Annotated in this window: 16 protein-coding genes; 10 read left to right on the plus strand and 6 right to left on the minus strand. The window is 54.2% G+C overall.

The window, feature by feature from the left end; translation table 11 throughout:
• Positions 1 to 79 precede the first annotated feature (79 nt).
• Entirely contained in the window at positions 80 to 541 is a 462-nt protein-coding gene (locus AC2TF6_RS05190) for a GNAT family N-acetyltransferase (protein WP_491310199.1), read from the plus strand.
• Positions 542 to 589: 48 nt separating this feature from the next.
• Here the strand turns inward: AC2TF6_RS05190 and AC2TF6_RS05195 are convergent, their stop codons facing one another.
• Complete coding sequence (locus AC2TF6_RS05195; RefSeq protein ID WP_491310200.1) at positions 590 to 1,744, minus strand: Gfo/Idh/MocA family protein; 1,155 nt, start codon at positions 1,742 to 1,744, stop codon at positions 590 to 592.
• A gap of 144 nt (positions 1,745 to 1,888) precedes the next feature.
• On the opposite strand from AC2TF6_RS05195, the gene AC2TF6_RS05200 reads away from it, so the two are divergent.
• Together AC2TF6_RS05200 and ybaK are read left to right on the plus strand one after the other, a co-directional pair.
• Entirely contained in the window at positions 1,889 to 2,935 is a 1,047-nt protein-coding gene (locus AC2TF6_RS05200) for an AraC family transcriptional regulator (RefSeq protein WP_491310201.1), read from the plus strand.
• Positions 2,936 to 2,967: 32 nt separating this feature from the next.
• On the plus strand, positions 2,968 to 3,447 hold the full coding sequence (ybaK, locus tag AC2TF6_RS05205) for a Cys-tRNA(Pro) deacylase (RefSeq protein ID WP_491310202.1): 480 nt from the start codon (positions 2,968 to 2,970) through the stop codon (positions 3,445 to 3,447).
• Between the two features lie 155 nt (positions 3,448 to 3,602).
• Here the strand turns inward: ybaK and AC2TF6_RS05210 are convergent, their stop codons facing one another.
• The gene (locus AC2TF6_RS05210) at positions 3,603 to 4,301 is read right to left on the minus strand and encodes a peptidylprolyl isomerase (RefSeq protein WP_491310203.1); all 699 of its coding nucleotides are present in this window, start codon (positions 4,299 to 4,301) and stop codon (positions 3,603 to 3,605) included.
• Positions 4,302 to 4,554: 253 nt separating this feature from the next.
• Here AC2TF6_RS05210 and AC2TF6_RS05215 point away from each other — a divergent pair, with 253 nt between their 5' ends.
• Positions 4,555 to 5,100, plus strand: coding sequence for a glutathione peroxidase (locus AC2TF6_RS05215; protein ID WP_491310204.1), 546 nt, complete (start codon positions 4,555 to 4,557; stop codon positions 5,098 to 5,100).
• Positions 5,101 to 5,166: 66 nt separating this feature from the next.
• Here the strand turns inward: AC2TF6_RS05215 and AC2TF6_RS05220 are convergent, their stop codons facing one another.
• Together AC2TF6_RS05220 and AC2TF6_RS05225 are read right to left on the minus strand one after the other, a co-directional pair.
• Positions 5,167 to 5,835: a 3'-5' exonuclease gene (locus AC2TF6_RS05220; protein WP_491310205.1), complete on the minus strand. Its 669-nt coding sequence runs from the start codon at positions 5,833 to 5,835 to the stop codon at positions 5,167 to 5,169.
• 13 nt (positions 5,836 to 5,848) lie between these two features.
• Positions 5,849 to 6,598 (minus strand): MBL fold metallo-hydrolase, encoded by a 750-nt coding sequence (locus tag AC2TF6_RS05225; protein WP_491310206.1) that lies wholly within the window; start codon positions 6,596 to 6,598, stop codon positions 5,849 to 5,851.
• A gap of 220 nt (positions 6,599 to 6,818) precedes the next feature.
• Between AC2TF6_RS05225 and AC2TF6_RS05230 the strand changes: the two genes are divergently transcribed.
• Both AC2TF6_RS05230 and AC2TF6_RS05235 read left to right on the plus strand, forming a co-directional pair.
• Positions 6,819 to 6,992, plus strand: coding sequence for a hypothetical protein (locus AC2TF6_RS05230; protein ID WP_491310207.1), 174 nt, complete (start codon positions 6,819 to 6,821; stop codon positions 6,990 to 6,992).
• Between the two features lie 126 nt (positions 6,993 to 7,118).
• The gene (locus AC2TF6_RS05235) at positions 7,119 to 9,023 is read left to right on the plus strand and encodes an ATP-binding protein (protein ID WP_491310208.1); all 1,905 of its coding nucleotides are present in this window, start codon (positions 7,119 to 7,121) and stop codon (positions 9,021 to 9,023) included.
• Positions 9,024 to 9,038: 15 nt separating this feature from the next.
• Here the strand turns inward: AC2TF6_RS05235 and AC2TF6_RS05240 are convergent, their stop codons facing one another.
• Both AC2TF6_RS05240 and AC2TF6_RS05245 read right to left on the minus strand, forming a co-directional pair.
• Positions 9,039 to 9,278 (minus strand): NHLP leader peptide family RiPP precursor, encoded by a 240-nt coding sequence (locus AC2TF6_RS05240; protein WP_491310209.1) that lies wholly within the window; start codon positions 9,276 to 9,278, stop codon positions 9,039 to 9,041.
• Positions 9,279 to 9,349: 71 nt separating this feature from the next.
• Positions 9,350 to 10,291, minus strand: a complete 942-nt coding sequence (locus AC2TF6_RS05245) for a hypothetical protein (RefSeq protein WP_491310210.1) — start codon at positions 10,289 to 10,291, stop codon at positions 9,350 to 9,352.
• Positions 10,292 to 10,449: 158 nt separating this feature from the next.
• On the opposite strand from AC2TF6_RS05245, the gene AC2TF6_RS05250 reads away from it, so the two are divergent.
• The 4 genes from AC2TF6_RS05250 (at position 10,450) to pruA (ending at position 17,038) form a co-directional block, all read left to right on the plus strand.
• Entirely contained in the window at positions 10,450 to 12,453 is a 2,004-nt protein-coding gene (locus AC2TF6_RS05250; protein WP_491310211.1) for a methyl-accepting chemotaxis protein, read from the plus strand.
• 145 nt (positions 12,454 to 12,598) lie between these two features.
• Positions 12,599 to 14,311 carry a sigma-54 interaction domain-containing protein gene (locus AC2TF6_RS05255; RefSeq protein ID WP_491310212.1) on the plus strand — a complete coding sequence of 571 codons (1,713 nt, stop codon included), beginning with the start codon at positions 12,599 to 12,601 and terminating at the stop codon, positions 14,309 to 14,311.
• Positions 14,312 to 14,519: 208 nt separating this feature from the next.
• Positions 14,520 to 15,434, plus strand: a complete 915-nt coding sequence (locus tag AC2TF6_RS05260) for a proline dehydrogenase family protein (protein ID WP_491310213.1) — start codon at positions 14,520 to 14,522, stop codon at positions 15,432 to 15,434.
• Between the two features lie 32 nt (positions 15,435 to 15,466).
• Complete coding sequence (gene pruA / locus AC2TF6_RS05265; protein ID WP_491310214.1) at positions 15,467 to 17,038, plus strand: L-glutamate gamma-semialdehyde dehydrogenase; 1,572 nt, start codon at positions 15,467 to 15,469, stop codon at positions 17,036 to 17,038.
• The last annotated feature ends 45 nt before the right edge of the window (positions 17,039 to 17,083 follow it).

Here is a 17,083-nt window from a genome sequence, read left to right on the forward strand (position 1 = left end):
GTTGTAACCGGAGTCAGCCGTAACTAAAATGATAGAAAAGCATAAATCCTATACCGCATTATGAAGGAGAACGCCTGCCATGACTACGGATTCGGTCAGCATCAGACCCGCAACGGCGGAAGATACCCGCCAGCTTCACGATCTCATGATCCAGTATATCGTCGATTTCTATAAAAGGCCCCGTCCGGATGAACGAGAACTGGTTAAGCTCATTGATCATCTCCGGGAGAATCCGTCCGCCGGTCTGCAGTTTGTAGCGGAAAAAGACGGTACGCTCGTCGGCTTCGCGACGCTGTATTTTTCGTTCAGCACGCTTCAAGTCAAGCGGACGGCCGTGCTGAACGACCTTTTCGTCGATGCTTCGGCCCGTGGACATAAAGTCGGAGAGCGGTTGTTCCGCTCGTGTCTGGCCTATATCCGGGAGCAGGGCTTTGCCTACATGACGTGGGAAACGGCCAAAGATAATACGGCCGCCCAGTCGTTGTACAACAAAATGGGCGGGCATGTCTCTACGGACTGGCTCGTGTACGAGATCGAGTAAAACGGACAGCAGCCCGTCCGTGATGGACAGGCTGCTTCAAGCGGCCGGTTAAGGCGCGCTTACCGCCGGCGTGTCGTACCGGATAGGCCGGAACGTGCCGGATGCTGCCGATTCACGGGCTTGGATGCACATCAAGGCGCTTAACAGGCCGTCGTCCATCGTAGCGACCGGTGAAGCGGCGCCCCGCATCAGCCCGGCGAAATTGGCCGCAAGGGCGGAGTCGCCGCCGAAATGATTGTCGCCAGCCCCGATCTCGTAAGTCTCCACACGGGGGGTGTGGTGCATGAACACTTTCACCTGGCTCGTGTAGAAATCGAACTCGACGGTACCTTTGTACCCGAGGAAACGAGCTCCTCTGGAGGCGGCCGCCCGGCGGGCGAAGAAATTTTGCGAATACGACACATGCATGCCCGATTCGTAGCGGATCAGCGCGCTGCCGGAATCCTCGTTGCCGGTATCTTCGGCGTATAAGCAGTATTCCCACGTCTCCGGGATATCCTTGGAGGGGAACGCCGTGCTGTCCGGGCAGGTCCGCTTCTCTTCGCAGTCGGCGCATTTCAGGCCCGCAGGTTTCGTCCCTTTGAAAATTTGCTTGGACGTCATGGCGGCCACATCCGTCGGAGCGAGGCGGAGAACCGAATTGATATAGTCGAAGTCGTGTGTCGCCTTCTGGAGGAAAAGTCCGCCTGTTTCGGCTTCGTCCCGGTACCAGTTCTGGTAATACACCGCCCCGTACGGCACGTTATTTACGGCCTGCACGTGCTCGACGGTGCCGATTTTACCGGAGTCGATGATTTCCCGGACGAAATTGACGATGGACGTGACCCGCAGGGGGAACGACACTACGACCGGTGAACGGGAGGCCTCGTAGCCCTGTTTCAGCCGGAGCAGATCCTCCATCGTTGTCGCGACAGGCTTTTCCAGATACAGCGGCAGATGGCGGGAAAGCACCTTGAGCGCCATGGGCGTATGCAGGGAACAGCGCGTTCCGATCAGAACGCCGTCCAGCCGCTCGTTACCCAGCATCTCGTCGGCGGATGCGTAGAAGGAGATATCCTCCCGTCCTTTTTCACGGAACTGTTCCCGAAGTTCCCCGAGACGGATATCCGTGATGGCGGTTATTTTGCAGTCCGGGTCCTCCTTCATGATCTCCGACGCAACGTGGCTGATGCGGTCGCCGCAGCCGATTATTCCCAGGTTCATAGAAGCTCCTCTTTTCTGAATCGCATTTGGTAAAGGAATAAAATCCATTACGTTCAGTATAAAAAGGGAAGCCTTCTTTTTCTTTGTCCGAAGGGCCGGATTTTTTGTCCCTTTTAGTTCAGAACGGTAAGGGAGGCGAGAGAGGTGGAGGAGAAAAAGAAGGAGCCGCGCGAAAAGCCCGGTGCCCGGGAAGTTCAGGCTGCCCTGGAAAAGCAGGGGAACCGTGGAACAAGTGAAAACCGGGAGCAGGAGAGCGAAGATCAGGAGGAGCAAGCCCGGGAAGCCCGGCTTAACCGGATGCAGAGGACGCACCTGGAGCAGGTGATCCGGATCGGCAGCATCATCACGATGTATTATTTCGAGCATGGGAAGGACTACGTGTTCCGGGGAGAGCGGCATAACTTCTGGGAGTTTCTGTACGTGGACAAGGGAGAGATCGAGGTTGTGACGGACGACGCCGGGCATGTCCTCAAGCAGGGCATGGCTATCTTCCACGAGCCGAACGAATTTCACAGCTTCCGGGCCGCTCCTGGCAGGGCGCCTAATGTTATCGTGCTGACCTTTGACTGCGATTCTCCGGCCATGAACGTTTTTGCGGGCGGGGTGCTGAGGCTGGAGGACGAAGAGAGGGATCTGCTGGCCCGGATTGTCCAAGAAGGGGAGAACGCGTTCGAATTTCCGTTCGAGTATCCGCTGAAGCGAAGAGAGAGGGCTCTGCCCGGTTCCGAGCAGCTGCTGCGCTGCTATCTGGAAGCGTTCCTGATCCGGCTGCTGCGTCAAGCGCCGTTTGACGAGAAAGCCTCTCCCGCCCAGCTGTCATCTCCGGCAAGACAGAAGAATCAGGAGGAGCTGGCGGCCAAAGTGATTGCGTTTATGGAAGCGAATGTGGAATCTCCCGTCACGCTGGATGAAATTTCGCGTCATTTTCATATCGGCAAAACGCTGCTCAAAGAGAGTTTCAAAGCGCAGACCGGCACAACCATTATGAAATATTGGAGCCGGATCAAGATCGGACAGGCCAAGCTCCTGATACGGGAAGAGACGTGCAATTTTACGGAAATCGCCGGCCGGCTCGGATTCGGGAGCGTGCATCATTTTTCCAAAACGTTCAAGAAAGCGTCCGGCATGAGTCCGTCCGAGTATGCCCGTTCCGTGAAAGCGAGAATGGGGACGGGGGACGGCCGGGCGTAAGAACGATTCAAACACAGCAGGGAGGCTCAGCGATGGGTACACAAGCCAAAACAAACGCTTGCCGGATGCTCGACAAGCTCGGTATCCTGTATACTCTTCACGAATACGAGTGGGACGAAGATCAACTTGATGCGGGAACCGTGGCGGGAAAAGTAGGGATCGGAATCGACAGCATGTATAAAACCCTGGTTTTGCGCGGGGACAAAACCGGGGTTCTGCTGGCCTGTATACCGGGAGACAAAGAGCTTCACCTGAAGGCGCTCGCTTCGGTAAGCGGCAACAAGAAGGTGGACATGATCCCGGTGAAGGAGCTGCAGGCGCTGACCGGCTACATACGGGGCGGGGTATCTCCGCTCGGTATGAAAAAGAACTACCCGCTGTATCTGGAGCGCGCGGCGCTTGCGACCGAGCCGGTCAGCATTTCGGCCGGACGCCGGGGGCTGCAGATTTTCCTCAGCGGGAAGGACCTTGCGGCGGCGGCGGACGCCATCCCGGCCGACATCACGCACTGAGGAGCGTGAAGAGCCCGGCGGGACAGGAGCTTCCCCGGAGATATTCTCGCGCGCCAAAAGGCCCGCCAGCTTGAATGCTGGCGGGCCTTTCCGGCCTGCACGCAAGGTGCGGGCCGGCCGGTTTCCGCTACCGGAGAGCGGCGGCCTGCGGCTGCTTACTTAATCGTTTTCGGCTCCGGATAGTCGACTCCGAGCGTATCCACCGTGACCTTCTTCATCGCCGGCGGAGTTTTGGGACGGTCGTTGGCTTCCGTAGGCTGGTTGACGATCTCGTCGACCGCCTCCATGCCTTCGGTTACTTTGCCGAAGGAAGCGTACTGTCCGTCGAGATGCGGAGAGTCCGCTACCATGACGAAGAACTGGGAGCCGGCGGAGTCCGGATCCTGGGCGCGGGCCATCGAGAGGACGCCGCGGGTGTGCTTCAGCTCGTTCTTGAAGCCGTTGGAGGTGAACTCGCCTTTGATGCCGTAGCCCGGGCCGCCGGCGCCGGTTCCGTCAGGGTCGCCGCCCTGGATCATGAAACCGGGGATGACCCGGTGAAAGATTTTGCCGTCGTAAAATCCTTTTTTGATGAGCGAAATGAAGTTGTTCACCGTATTTGGAGCCACCTCCGGATAAAGCTCCGCTTTGATGATTTTGCCGTTGTCCATTTCGATGGTCACGACCGGGTTTTTGCCGTCCGTCTTCGGCGGCTCCGAACCGCCCGCGGAACCGGCTGCCGTCGGGGACGGCGTCGGAGCCGGAGTTGCCGTGCCGCTTCCGTCCGTCTTCGCTTTACCGCATCCTGCGGCGATGACCAGAAGAGCCATCACGAGAAGCAGAAGACCTGTAAAACCTTTGCGCTTGCCTGTCATGTCATTCATTCCACCTTATCTGCATGTTCTCGTTTCTATCATACCGCTTTTGGATGCCGGATGGAAATTTTGGGAACCGAGAGACGTGCAGACCCAAGTTTTTGACTTGGTTTTTGGACTGTGCTACATTTGAAATGCACATAAATTGCGGACAATTTAATTTTTGTAAATCAAATAGGAGCCGGGTACCTGTACCACCGCCGGGCAGCCGCCCCTGTAGTGCGGGACCGCAAAAAAATGGAGGAATTTGACGATGAGCGTATACCCTTATTCGGCCAGAAACATTCGCGGAGCGGAAACGAAGCTTGAAGAGCATGAAGGCAAGGTGCTAGTGATCGTCAATACGGCGAGCCAATGCGGATTTACGTCGCAATATGCCGATCTGCAGAAGCTGTACGAGAAATACCGGGACCAGGGACTTGTCGTCCTCGGATTTCCGTGCAACCAGTTCGGCGGGCAGGAGCCGGGCACGAACGAGGAAGTCAACACCTTCTGCCAGCTCAACTACGGCGTTACGTTCCCGCTGTTCGAGAAGATCGACGTACGCGGTGAAGAGAAGCATCCGCTTTTCGCTTACTTGACCGAACAAGCGCCTTTCGAAGGTTTTGACCTGAACCATCCGAGCGGGAAAATGCTGAATGCGTTTCTGTCGGAAAAGCAGCCGCATCTGCTCCAGGGCAACGATGTGAAATGGAATTTCACCAAATTCCTCATCGACCGCGAGGGCAACGTCGTGAAGCGCTTCGAATCCGGTGTCGATCCTCTGGATATGCAGCCGGCTGTCGAAGCCGTCCTATAGCACCGGCGGACGCCGACAGCATCGCTGGCTGCCGGAAAGTCTCAGCCGGCCCACAAGAAAAGGAACCTACGTCGTAGGTTCCTTTTGTGCGAACAGGGCCAGCTTTTCGAACGGGTTGTTCGTGAAGCTGTCGCCGGTTTTGTACACGACCTCCGTCGTATACAGGGGAAGATCCCCGGCCTGATTCCGCTCCAGCACGAGCCGGTCGTGCAGATGGATGAACAGCTTAGCGGTATTCATCGCATCGTCCAGAGCCCGGTGATGGGAGCCGTCGAACGGGATATTCCAGTATTCGAGGGCGGTCTTGAGGCCCATCTGCTGCTGCTTCTCCTGCTGGACGAGTCCGGCCATAAGCTTTTGCAGGTTGTTGTGGTTGCAGATCCAGTCGGTTTTGACGCCGTGCATCCGGCAGTCGCTGCCGAGCTGGATCAGGTCGTCGGGGCCCCACGCGCACAGATAGTAGTCTCCGTCCCCGATCCATTCCAGCAGACGTTCCAGCACGAGCGGCCAAGGTTCCGCCGATTGCAGCTCGCTTTGCTTAATGCCCGTCAGGGCCTGGGTGGAAGCGGAAATAACCGGAGACCGGTCGGGTTTTACGAAGGACTGGAACGTGCCGGTAACGGCAGGTTTGCCATCCGCGAATTCAACGGCCGCCGCTCCGATTTCGATAATTTCTGAAACGTGGATCTTTTTGCGGGTTACGGTCATCTCCAGATCATACACAATTACTTTCAAAGAAAATCACCTCCTAGAGAGAAACCCTCATCATATCGTGTGCCAGCAACACGCCCGGTGTGCCGGTTTTTTTATATTGGGCTAATACCTCTTCGTAAGGCTCGTCATCCGTGAGATGAATCGCAATCACTTGAGGGATCCGGTCGACCGGATAGTAGGTCAGGATGCCTTCCAGGCTGGTATGGATGCTCATGTCACCCCGGGCCTGCGTCGCTTCGTGGATCAGTACGTCTATCCTTGGCTGGCTGCGTATCCACTCGCTCGGCGCCGTGTCCGCCGAATACACGAGCACCTTGTCCCCGTATGCGACCCGGATGCCCGATGTGGAGCCGGAATGCAGGCTCGTGAAGACGGAGACCGTCATATCGCCCTGCACGAACAAGGTTCCGGGCTCTGCGCAGTCGAACGGCTGCACCTTGATCTCGAAGCCGATGGGCCACTCGTCGGTTCGGTACGCGCGGAGAATATCGCCGAGCTGGTCCTGATGATCCTGCGGGCAGCAGATGATCAGCGGCTCTTTTCTTTTGCCGAGCCACATGCCCCAGAGCAAAGAAGGGAGACCGAAAATATGGTCGATGTGGAAATGAGTAAGAATGACCCCTTGGATGGTTTGCAGCGGGATCTCAGCCTGCTTCAGCTTGCCGAGCGGATTGCCGCCCACGTCTATCATCCAATTGCCTTCTTCATGCTGAAGAAGCAGGTAAGTGTTGTCCCTTTCCCTGCTTCCCGAAGCGCTGGCACTTCCTAATATAAGAACGTCCACGGTGTTTTCCTCCGATCTGTTTGTCCCAAGTACTTATAAATGTATCGGCAATCGGCGGAATGTGCAAGAAAATCCTTGTAGGGGCGCCGTTTTCGGCCGTTCGACCCTCATAATGGATTTTAAGGAAGATAAATTGCGGCTTTCTGCCGTCAGGTGTTTTGACGCTTCTTACAAAATGGTAAGCTTAGAACAAACGGAACCGCTAAGACGGAGGCTGCGTATGACCATTTATAACAAACTCGTTCGGGATAAAATACCGGCAATCATCCGGGAAAACGGAAGAACTGGAGGCTTTGCGCAGGCGGAAAGCGGACAAGCGCGGAGGGTTCCGGGACAGGATTTATCTGCTGGAAACGGAGAAATAGAAAGCCGTACAGCGATGTTTGTCGAATAAAATCGCGCTTTGTCATTTATTTTTTCGAATAGGCAGGAAATGTAAGTGTATTTGGCGAATTTTGTCATCTTAGGTACTCCGGCATAAGACTATCCTTTTCTATTTTTCTTCAGAGGTGCATACATAATGACCAAATCAAGAGCAACGGCGTTCCTGGCATTCGTGTTTACCGGGATTGTACTGCTTACTCTGTTGTTCGTGCCGGCCACGGCGCGGGGGCAATCTCCCTTGGATACGATTAAGATTACCGAATGGGCGTACAAATGGGACAGTCAGGGGACTGGCCCTGACGGGACACGGACTCCGGCCGGCACAAACGGATGGACGCCCGCTAATGAGAAGGGGGACATGCCGGTCAAGCCGGAGGGCGTTACCGCACTCTGGGTGAAAATCGAACTGCCTCAGCTGGAATGGGACGAGCCGGGCATGCTGATCGGCAAACTGTACGGTCACCACATCGAAGTTTTTACGGATGAACGCAAAATCTATAAAGCGGGACACACGTACGTGTACGACAAGAACCGGCTTCTGATCCCGCTCAGTGCCAAAGAATCCGGCAAAACGATTTATATTCATATCGAAACGGACAGCGACCGGATAGGGATCCAGAAAAACATTCAAATCGGGGATTATCAGGCGCTGCTTCCCGGTTATGTCAAATCGAATCTGACCGATGTTTTGCTGGGCTGCGCCTTCGTGTTCATTGCCCTCCTGATGTTGATCTGCACGGTATTTCTGAGCCGGGGGCAGCTTGCCAAATGGCTCTCGCTCAGTCTGGTCATTCTGGCTATCGGGATGCTCATGATCGGGTCTTCCCAGTTTACGTATACGTTTTTTGAAGATCAGGGCAAGTGGATCGAAAGTTTGTTTGATCTGGCGCTGCTTGTGTTTTTGCCGACCCTGACGGTGTATTTCGAACAAATATTGGGTCACGGGGCCTGGTCGATGCTGACGAAGTACCGCTGGTTCCAGATCGGCTTCTCGGTTCTCTGCGTTCTGTTCCAACTGGTGAACCACCTGGCCTCCTACCGGTACGACAAAGCTTATTATTTCATGACGGTGACGATGCTGGGGCTTACGATGCTGATCCAATTCGCGCTGCTCATCGGAATGGCTATCACGCATGCGGTCAAGGGCAGCAAGGACGGGATAACCTTAACGACGGGAATCGGTCTTTTCGCGGCATCCGGAGTCGTCGATCTGCTCGTATTCTATGTCAAAAACGAACAGTACGAGTTTATTTACTGGAAGTTTGGAATCGTATGCTTCGTGACCTCGCTGATCATAATTCTCGGCAGGGGATTTGCCCGCGATCACGAGAAAATCGTGAGGTATTCCAAGGAACTGGTGATGTACAACAATGAGCTGCAGCGAGCGGAAAAAATGGAGATCATAAGCGACCTCGCCGCCTCCGTGGCTCATGAGGTGCGCAACCCTCTGCAGGTGACGAGAGGTTTCCTTCAATTGGCGGCAGAGAAGCTGGGCCAGAAGGAAAAAGGGTACATGAACATGGCGATCGAGGAACTCGACCGGGCTTCCAACATCATTACGGACTTCCTTACGTTCGCGAAGCCGCAATTGGAACATATCACGTCACTGAACATCTGCCAGGAATTGAAGCAAATCGAAGGCATTTTGGTTCCGCTGGCTAATCTTCAAGGCGGTGAAATTACGCTGGAGGTGCCGGAGGATCTGTACATCGAGGGCAATTCTTCGAAATTCAAACAGGCGTTTATTAACATCATTAAGAATAGTATCGAGGCATTGGACGGGCAGGGGCAGATCCAGATCTGGGCGTACAAAGAGAAGAATGAAGTGTGGATTCATATCCGGGATAACGGGGAGGGAATGGAAACAAAAGAGCTCTCCAAACTTGGAGAGCCGTACTTTTCAACGAAAACCAAGGGGACTGGCCTGGGTCTTATGGTCACCTTCCGGATCATCGAGGTCATGCATGGCCGTCTGGAATTTAAGAGCGAGAAAGGTGTCGGCACTGAAGCGATCGTCCGGTTTCCTTCGATACCCGGCTAGCCGTTGTGTAGGGGATTACCAGACGCTGTTCGCGTCGGATTTGGCGCTGAGTACTTCAGCCGGATTCGGAGGAAGCAGGAGAAAGTACTGGCCCGGAGCTTCATCCAGAACTTTTACATCCGCCGATTCCGGCAGCTCGATGTCAAAGGCTTGCTTTAAGGCTCCTCTAGGGTCGTTCATCAACGCTTTCTTGAATTCGGGGTCCGCCCAAGCTTTCTCAATGATTTGATTTTTCAAAATCTCTTCTGCTGACACAAGGCTCATCCTTTCAAAGTAAAGGGATCATATTCCGCCCTGAGTATAGCATGGGTATAGGTCTAATGTCATCAAGATTTGTTTCTTTTTGACAGTAAGTAGGCAAATCCTCCTAGTTCCAAAAGTCCCCTTTCTTTGTCAATCCGCGAAGCTTCCGCCAAGAGGTCATCCAACAGGGATTGATGAAAGGCGTCCATATGCGGGGCATGGAACAAGCCGGTCCAGGCACCGGCGGAGGCCGATGCGGCCTCGGCATAATCGCGCAGGCAGCCGTGAATGAACACGGCTTGTTTGACGTTGTCTTCCGTAAGCGGCTCCTCCGGCTGCAAGCCTCTTCGCGTCCGGATCAGAGAGAGGAGGCAGTTGTAGCTGCCCGTCTCCAGGTCTTCCCGCCAGTCGGCCCAGTCATCGGCCATTTGCAGGGCCAGCAGCGTATGATCCGTCTGCCGCGAGAACGGCCCGATCAGCTCCTCCTGACCGCTTAACAGCAGGGCGCCCGTACTTGCCAGTTTAACGGGAGCGGCTTTATACGCGATGCGGACCGGGTCTTTGCGGAAATAATCCGCTTCGTTCTCTTTGGCGACGCATTCCGCCCACTGCCGCAGGTAGGTGTCCGCGTATGCCCAGAACGGGGAATCCGCAGGAAAACACTCCCGGTAGAGGCGGGAATATTCCGCTTGAAACAGATTCGAGAGGGGCAGCATCAGCCGGCGCTCGCCCGCTTCCGTATCCGTGTCCATGAAATCGTCCTGGACGAAAAAATGAAGCATGACGAACACATTGGCTAATGAAAGCGTTCTGTACATATCGGAAGGGAGCTTGGTCTGTTCCTTCAGCCAGAACGGCAGCAGATAGCAGATGTAGTTTTTCGTGCTGTCTTTTTTCAGGGGATGAAACTTGTCCAGATAGTCCAGACCGGCCGTGTGCAGCGGGGCGGGAAATGCGGCAACCCTGCGCACCGCCTCTTCGAAAACAAGCTCCAGTTCTTCTTTATAGTCCGTAAACCACTTCATGGGGCACCTGCCTTTTTTTGTTCTTTTTCAAGTATAGGTCACAGGTACTAGACCGGCAAGATAAGCAGGCTTCTCTTTTGTGCAAAAAATGAACTCAACTCTTTCCCGGTTTTCTCCGATAAATAATAAGCTGACATACATAACAGGAGGAAAAGCAGATGAACCAGGTGTGGAAGAAAATGAAGCTGAAAAATTCCCTGAAAACAAAGCTGATCGCCGCTTTTCTGCTGCTTTCGCTTGTGCCGCTGGTCGTGACATCCGTCGTTCTTCTGAATATGGCGAAAACCAACACGGAGAATGAGATTGCCCACAACATGAAAAACCTGGCGAAGTCCAATGCCGATAGCGTAGATTACTGGGTGCGACAGAGAATATCAATGGTCGAAGAGATGATAAAGAAGCATCCCGAGATGGCTAAAGGGGAAAAGACCCAAATTTTGAGTATGCTCAAGACGGTTGGGGAAATCGATAAAGAATTCGAGTACTTTGCCTACGTGGAGAAGGACAGTACTAGTACAAACACCGAGGGCCTCGTGTCGAAAGTCGGGGAACGCGAGTTTTTCAAGAAAATGGTCGAAACGAAAAAAACGGTCGTCAGCGACATGATTATCAATTCCAAAACGGGAAAACCGATCATTGTCATCGCCGTTCCGATCATAGAGGGAGGCGAGTTCCTCGGCGCCATTCATGCGGTCATTAACCCCGACATTCTTCAAAAGCTTATAGAAGGAGTCAAAGTGGGCGAGAGCGGTTTCGGTTACCTGATCTCCGGTGAGGGCACCTATATGACTCATCCGGATAAAGCACGGATCGGGAAGAAGCTTGATGAGGTGATGCAGCCGAACGAGCTGAAAAAATTCAAAGAACAGGTACTGGTGGGCAATGATGGCGAAGTCGATTACAAGTCGGATGAAAATATAGACCGGACAGCCTCCTATTATACCGTATCGGCTACCGGCTGGAAGATGATTGTCTTGACCAATGACGCGGAGATTCTGGGGACACTCCAGAAGTTCGTTCGGACGACTACCCTCATCATTCTGGTCGTGAGCATCCTGGTTCTACTCATTTCCTGGCAGATCGGCAGGGTGGCCGTTGCGCCTATGCTGTATCTTTCGGAAGTGCTGAAGAAGGTTGCGGGAGGAGACCTGACCCCCCGCTTGCAGGTAACTTCGAAAGACGAGATCGGGGATATCGCCCAAAATACGAACAAGATGCTCGAATCGATGAGCGCGATCATCGGGGACGTGAGCCTCATGGCGGAGCAGGTTGCCGCTTCCTCGGAAGAGCTGACGGCTTCGTCGGCCGAATCGGTCGAAGCGTCCAAGCACGTGGGCCAGTCGATCGAGGAAATCGTTCGCGGCTCGGAAACGCAGGTGCAGAGCGCCGAGCAGAGCTCGAAGGCGATGGAGGAGATGGCAGGAGGCATCCAGCGGATCGCGGAGTCTTCGTCGACGGTTGCCGATACGACTAACCGGACGGCCGCCGAGGCGAAGCAGGGGAACAACGCCATCCAGATGGCGGTCCGGCAGATGGATTCTATCCGCGATTCCGTAACCGTCACCTCCGGGGAGCTTAAAACGCTCGGCGAGCATTCGCGGCAAATCGGCGACATTGTCGACGCCATCACGCAAATTGCGAGCCAGACCCAGATGCTCTCGCTCAACGCCTCCATTGAGGCGGCCAGAGCGGGTGAGCATGGGCGCGGTTTTGCCGTCGTAGCGGGCGAGGTGAAGAAGCTCGCGGAGCAGTCCGCGAAATCGGCCGCGCATATTACGGAGCTGATCGCGCACATCCGCACGTCCACGGATAATGCCATCACGACGATGGACCGGGGCGTTGCGGAAGTCGGCAAGGGTGCGGAAATCATCCATATTGCCGGGATTGTTTTCCAAGATATCTACACAGCCGTTCAGAACGTATCGGATCAGATCCGCGAGGTTTCCGCGGCAACGGAACAAATGTCTGCCGGCTCCGAGGAAGTGAGCGCTTCGATGATGGAAATGCTGCAAATCTCCCAGGGCTCGTCAGACAGTGCCCAGATGATTTCCGCGGCATCCGAGCAGCAGCTTGCTTCTATGGAGGAAGTTTCCTCCGCGAGCGAATCTTTGAGCCGGATGGCCCAAAGTTTGCAGGAGAACCTCTCCAAATTTAAAATCTGACCTCATACAGAATGAGACCTGCTTCCTCCTCCGGAGGAGCGGGTCTTTTCCTTTTGGAGAGAGCCAAATTAACCGGATCCGATGGATTTGGTTACATAACTGTGTTAATTTTAAATAGAGATTATTGACGAGAGGATACACATTCATGTTCGGTCTTGAACACCTTCAGTTGGACACCTCTTTCCTTGCTTTGGAGGGGGAATGCCCGGTATCGCAAGCCAAGGCTCTGCTGGAACAGGTCCGTTTTGTGATCGTGGAGACGGTCCCTGCTGCGGCTTATATCATTTCCTATCAGGAAGCGAAATTTCTGGATGCTTTTCATCCGGATATGACTATAGATGAGTGGGTCCGCCGTACAGGCTGGCCCTGCTCGGCCGCTTGTCCGAAGTCCAGGCTGGGCGAGCTCCAGACCGACTGGCAGAAGCCTGTTCTGGTTCTCGGCGAGGATTCGGGGAAGCTGGGCATCGTTACGGCCGAAGCCATGATGAACTGTCTGCAGCAGGAGAAAAGGCAGTTGGTCTCCTATCTGGATACCCTCGTGGAAACCGTCAACGACGCGGTGACGGCGGTAGACCGGGAGGGCCGCGTTATTTACTGGAACCGGACGGCGGAGCAAGTGTACGGGATCGGCAAGCAGGACATTATCGGACGGACGATCGGCGAGCATTTTGAGAAAGAATCGATCATGCTTCATCAAATATTGGACGAAGGCCGGACCATCCGCCAAGTCTATCACCAGCCCGCCCCGGACACCCACGTCCTGATCAGCGCTTCTCCAATCGTGGAGAACAATCAGATTATCGGCGGGATTGCCACGGAACAGGATATCACGCGGATCGTGCGTCTAAACGAAGAACTGTATTCGGCCATTCCGCTACGGATCGAGCAGGACAAGCCTTTCTCGTCCATTATCGGAATGGGCCACGATATTAAACGCTCCCTGGAAGTTGCCCGCAAATTCGCCCGTTTCAGCACCCCCGTACTGCTTGTCGGGGAACCGGGCTCGGGCAAGGAGATGCTTGCCCAGGCCATTCATTACAGCAGCGAGCGCAAAGACGCCGCTTTCGTTTCTCTGCACTGCGGAGCCATTCCGGGTGGTCTGCTCGAAACGGAGCTTTTCGGCTACCAGGGAGGCGCTTTTACAAGCGGCGAAGACCAGGGCAAGGAAGGGAAGCTGGAGTTTGCCGACGGCGGCACTTTATTTCTGGAGGAAGTGGGCGAGATGCCCCTGGATATCCAGCTCAAGCTTTCCCAGTATTTAAGGGACAAGTCGTTCCATCGTGCAGGCGGGGAAGAAAGTATCCGTACGGATGCGAGAATTATCGCCACGACGCATACTTCTCTGCAGCCGCTTATGGAGCAGGGGCTTTTTCTGGAGGATTTGTTTTATCAGCTCAACGTGATGAGCATCGAAATCCCGCCCCTGCGTGAGCGGAGAGAAGATATTCCCGAGCTGGTGCAGGCTTTTATCCGGGAATTTACGGAGCATTATCACAAGCCCGTTCCCAAGGTTGATCCGGACGTGCTGAACGTACTTATGAATCATGACTGGCCCGGCAATATCCGGGAGCTGCGGAATGTCATGGAGCGCGCCGTCATTCTTTGTGAGGGAGATACGATTACGGGTGTTCACCTGCCTCCGGGTCTTTCCTCCAAAATGCAGCATGCCGTTTTTTTCGCGGACAGAGAGGAAACGGGAGCGGCGAAGCCTCATTCGGCTTTTCAACCAGAAGACCATCTGATCGAAGAAGCTTTGCGGAGGGCATACGGCAACAAAAGCGCGGCCGCCAAGCTGCTCGGCATTTCTCGCGGGACCCTCTATAAGAAAATGAGGGAGTACGATATCCACACGGAGTAGCGGCAGATCTTCGCGTAACAAGGATAGCAAGTACAATTTATGCGCACCTTTGGACAAGAAATTGTTCAGAGGTGTTTTTTTATTGGCTGAAAATAGAAGAAAGTGTATACAAGTGATGAACATTATTGTATTATTGGACATATATTAAACATATGTGTTCATTGATGTGAACACAATATTCAATAATTTGGAATATGGAGGCATCTTTATGGAAGCCATCATGAGAAATATGTTCCAAGCGCTGGGCAAAAGCCATTCGGCGAACAAAATGGCCAAAAAGTTCGGTCTCCGGTTTGGAGCCGCCCGTTTTGTGGCGGGGGAATCCATTCAGCAGGCAATTGAAGCTGTCCGCGGGCTGAACAGCGACGGCCGTTTCGCCACGCTGGATCATTTGGGCGAATTTGTGTTCAGCGAGGAAGAGGCCAACGAATCGGCCGAGATGTGTATCAAGACTTTGGAAGCGATTGCAGCGTCCGGTGTCAACTCGAACCTTTCGCTTAAGATGACTTCGCTGGGTCTGGATATCAGCAAGGATCTGTGCCTGCAGAACATGCGCCGGATTCTGGACTGCGCCAAGAAGCACGGGAATTTCGTCCGCATCGATATGGAGGATTACGAGCACTGCCAGATCACGCTCGATATTCTGCACGAGCTGCGCGACGAATACGATAATGTCGGCACCGTTATTCAGGCATACTTGTACCGCTCGGAGCAGGATATCCGCGATTTGAACAGCATTCACGCGAATCTGCGTCTAGTCAAAGGCGCCTACAAGGAATCGCCGAAGGTTGCTTTTCCCGAGAAGAAAGACGTGGATGACAATTATAAAAAAATCATTAAACAGCACTTATTAAACGGCAATTATGCCGCAATCGCCAGTCACGACGAAGCGGTCATTAACGAGATGAAAGCTTTTATCCGAGATATGAAGATTTCGGGGGATCAGTTCGAGTTCCAGATGCTTTACGGAATCCGCGAGGATCTTCAAAAGCAGTTGGTCGCGGAAGGATACCGGGTGCGCGCTTACGTACCTTACGGAATCGACTGGTTCGGGTATTTTATGAGGCGGCTTGCCGAGCGCCCGGCCAACGTCTGGTTTGTTTTGAAGAACTTTTTTAAATAAACATACATTTTCATTTAGGGAGAGGTGCCATTATGACTACGAACCAAACGACAATTGCCCCGTTCAAAAACGAGCCGTTTACGGATTTCACGCAAGAGGATAACAAAAAAGCGATGCAGGAGGCTCTGGCTAAAGTTAAGCAGGAGCTCGGCAAGGAATATCCCCTTCATATCGGGGCGGATAAAGTAACGACCGAGGACAAAATTGTCTCGATCAATCCCGGGAACATCGACCAAGTAGTCGGCCGCGTCAGCAAGGCCACACAAGAGCTCGCAGAGCGCGCCATGCAGACGGCTTTGTCTACCTTCGAGACATGGAAAAAGGTGCCTGCGCGCGAACGCGCCGAGTATTTGCTGAAAGCGGCGGAGCTGATGAGACAGCGCAAGCATGAATTTTCGGCCTGGATGATCCTGGAGTCCGGAAAGAACTGGGCGGAAGCCGATGCGGATACGGCGGAAGCGATCGACTTCATGGAATTTTATGCGAGGGAAGCGATCCGTCTCAGCGAGACGAATACGCATCAGCCGCTTACGAAGCTCGACGGCGAAGATAACCGCCTGACTTACATCCCGCTGGGAGTAGGCGTGGTGATTCCGCCGTGGAACTTCCCGCTGGCGATTTGCGCCGGTATGGCTACTGCGGCAGTCGTTTCGGGCAACACGGTGCTTGTGAAGCCGGCGTCCACTACGCCCGTCATCGCTCACAAGTTCGTGGCTCTTATGGAAGAAGTCGGTTTGCCGGCCGGCGTAATCAATTACATTCCGGGCAGCGGCGCCGAAGTCGGCGATTACTTGACTACGCATCCGAAAACCCGTTTCGTCAGCTTCACCGGTTCCAAAGAAGTCGGCCTCCGCATTAACCGTCTGGCTGCCGAAACGGCGGAAGGCCAGATCTGGATTAAGCGCGTTATCGCCGAAATGGGCGGCAAAGACGGTATCGTCGTCGATGAAACCGCAGATCTTGATGCGGCAGCGGCAGCCATTACCGCTTCGGCATTCGGCTTCCAGGGACAGAAATGCTCGGCCGGTTCCCGGGCCGTTGTTGTGGAATCCGTCTACGACGAGATTGTGGAGAAGGTTGCGGAGCTGACCAAAAAGCTGGAGATCGGCCTCCAGGATGAAAACTACGCCGCAGGTCCCGTGATCGACGAGAACTCGTACAATAAAATCCTTGAATATATTGAAATCGGCAAAAAAGAAGGCCGTCTCGTTACGGGCGGCGGCAAGGCCGAAGGAAACGGCTACTACATTCAGCCGACTGTATTTGCCGATGTGGACGGCAAGGCACGCGTCATGCAGGAGGAAATTTTCGGTCCCGTCCTGGCCATCGCGAAAGCGAAAGACTGGAAAGAAGCGATCGCCATGTACAACGATACTGAATTCGGCTTGACCGGCGCTTTCTTCTCCAAAGACGAAAGCCGCATCGAAACGGCTCTCGAAGACATGCATTGCGGCAATCTTTACATTAACCGCAAATGTACGGGCGCGTTAGTCGGCGTTCATCCTTTCGGAGGCTTTAACATGTCCGGTACGGATTCCAAAGCGGGCGGCTACGATTATCTGCTTCTGTTCACGCAGGCTAAGCTGACTTCCAGAAAACTGTAAGGTTGTCACGAAAAGCTTACGCGCACCGGAAAGCACCGCGGAGAA

Source organism: Paenibacillus sp. JNUCC 35 (assembly GCF_058269095.1).

Excerpts from the sequence above, each read along its gene's own strand:
- pruA (WP_491310214.1), top strand. The coding sequence starts at position 15,467 with ATGACTACGAACCAAACGACAATTGCCCCGTTCAAAAACGAGCCGTTT.
- ybaK (WP_491310202.1), top strand. The coding sequence starts at position 2,968 with ATGGGTACACAAGCCAAAACAAACGCTTGCCGGATGCTCGACAAGCTC.
- AC2TF6_RS05245 (WP_491310210.1), bottom strand. The coding sequence starts at position 10,291 with ATGAAGTGGTTTACGGACTATAAAGAAGAACTGGAGCTTGTTTTCGAA.
- AC2TF6_RS05255 (WP_491310212.1), top strand. The coding sequence starts at position 12,599 with ATGTTCGGTCTTGAACACCTTCAGTTGGACACCTCTTTCCTTGCTTTG.
- AC2TF6_RS05235 (WP_491310208.1), top strand. The coding sequence starts at position 7,119 with ATGACCAAATCAAGAGCAACGGCGTTCCTGGCATTCGTGTTTACCGGG.
- AC2TF6_RS05190 (WP_491310199.1), top strand. The coding sequence starts at position 80 with ATGACTACGGATTCGGTCAGCATCAGACCCGCAACGGCGGAAGATACC.
- AC2TF6_RS05250 (WP_491310211.1), top strand. The coding sequence starts at position 10,450 with ATGAACCAGGTGTGGAAGAAAATGAAGCTGAAAAATTCCCTGAAAACA.
- AC2TF6_RS05195 (WP_491310200.1), bottom strand. The coding sequence starts at position 1,744 with ATGAACCTGGGAATAATCGGCTGCGGCGACCGCATCAGCCACGTTGCG.
- AC2TF6_RS05210 (WP_491310203.1), bottom strand. The coding sequence starts at position 4,301 with ATGACAGGCAAGCGCAAAGGTTTTACAGGTCTTCTGCTTCTCGTGATG.
- AC2TF6_RS05230 (WP_491310207.1), top strand. The coding sequence starts at position 6,819 with ATGACCATTTATAACAAACTCGTTCGGGATAAAATACCGGCAATCATC.
- AC2TF6_RS05260 (WP_491310213.1), top strand. The coding sequence starts at position 14,520 with ATGGAAGCCATCATGAGAAATATGTTCCAAGCGCTGGGCAAAAGCCAT.
- AC2TF6_RS05215 (WP_491310204.1), top strand. The coding sequence starts at position 4,555 with ATGAGCGTATACCCTTATTCGGCCAGAAACATTCGCGGAGCGGAAACG.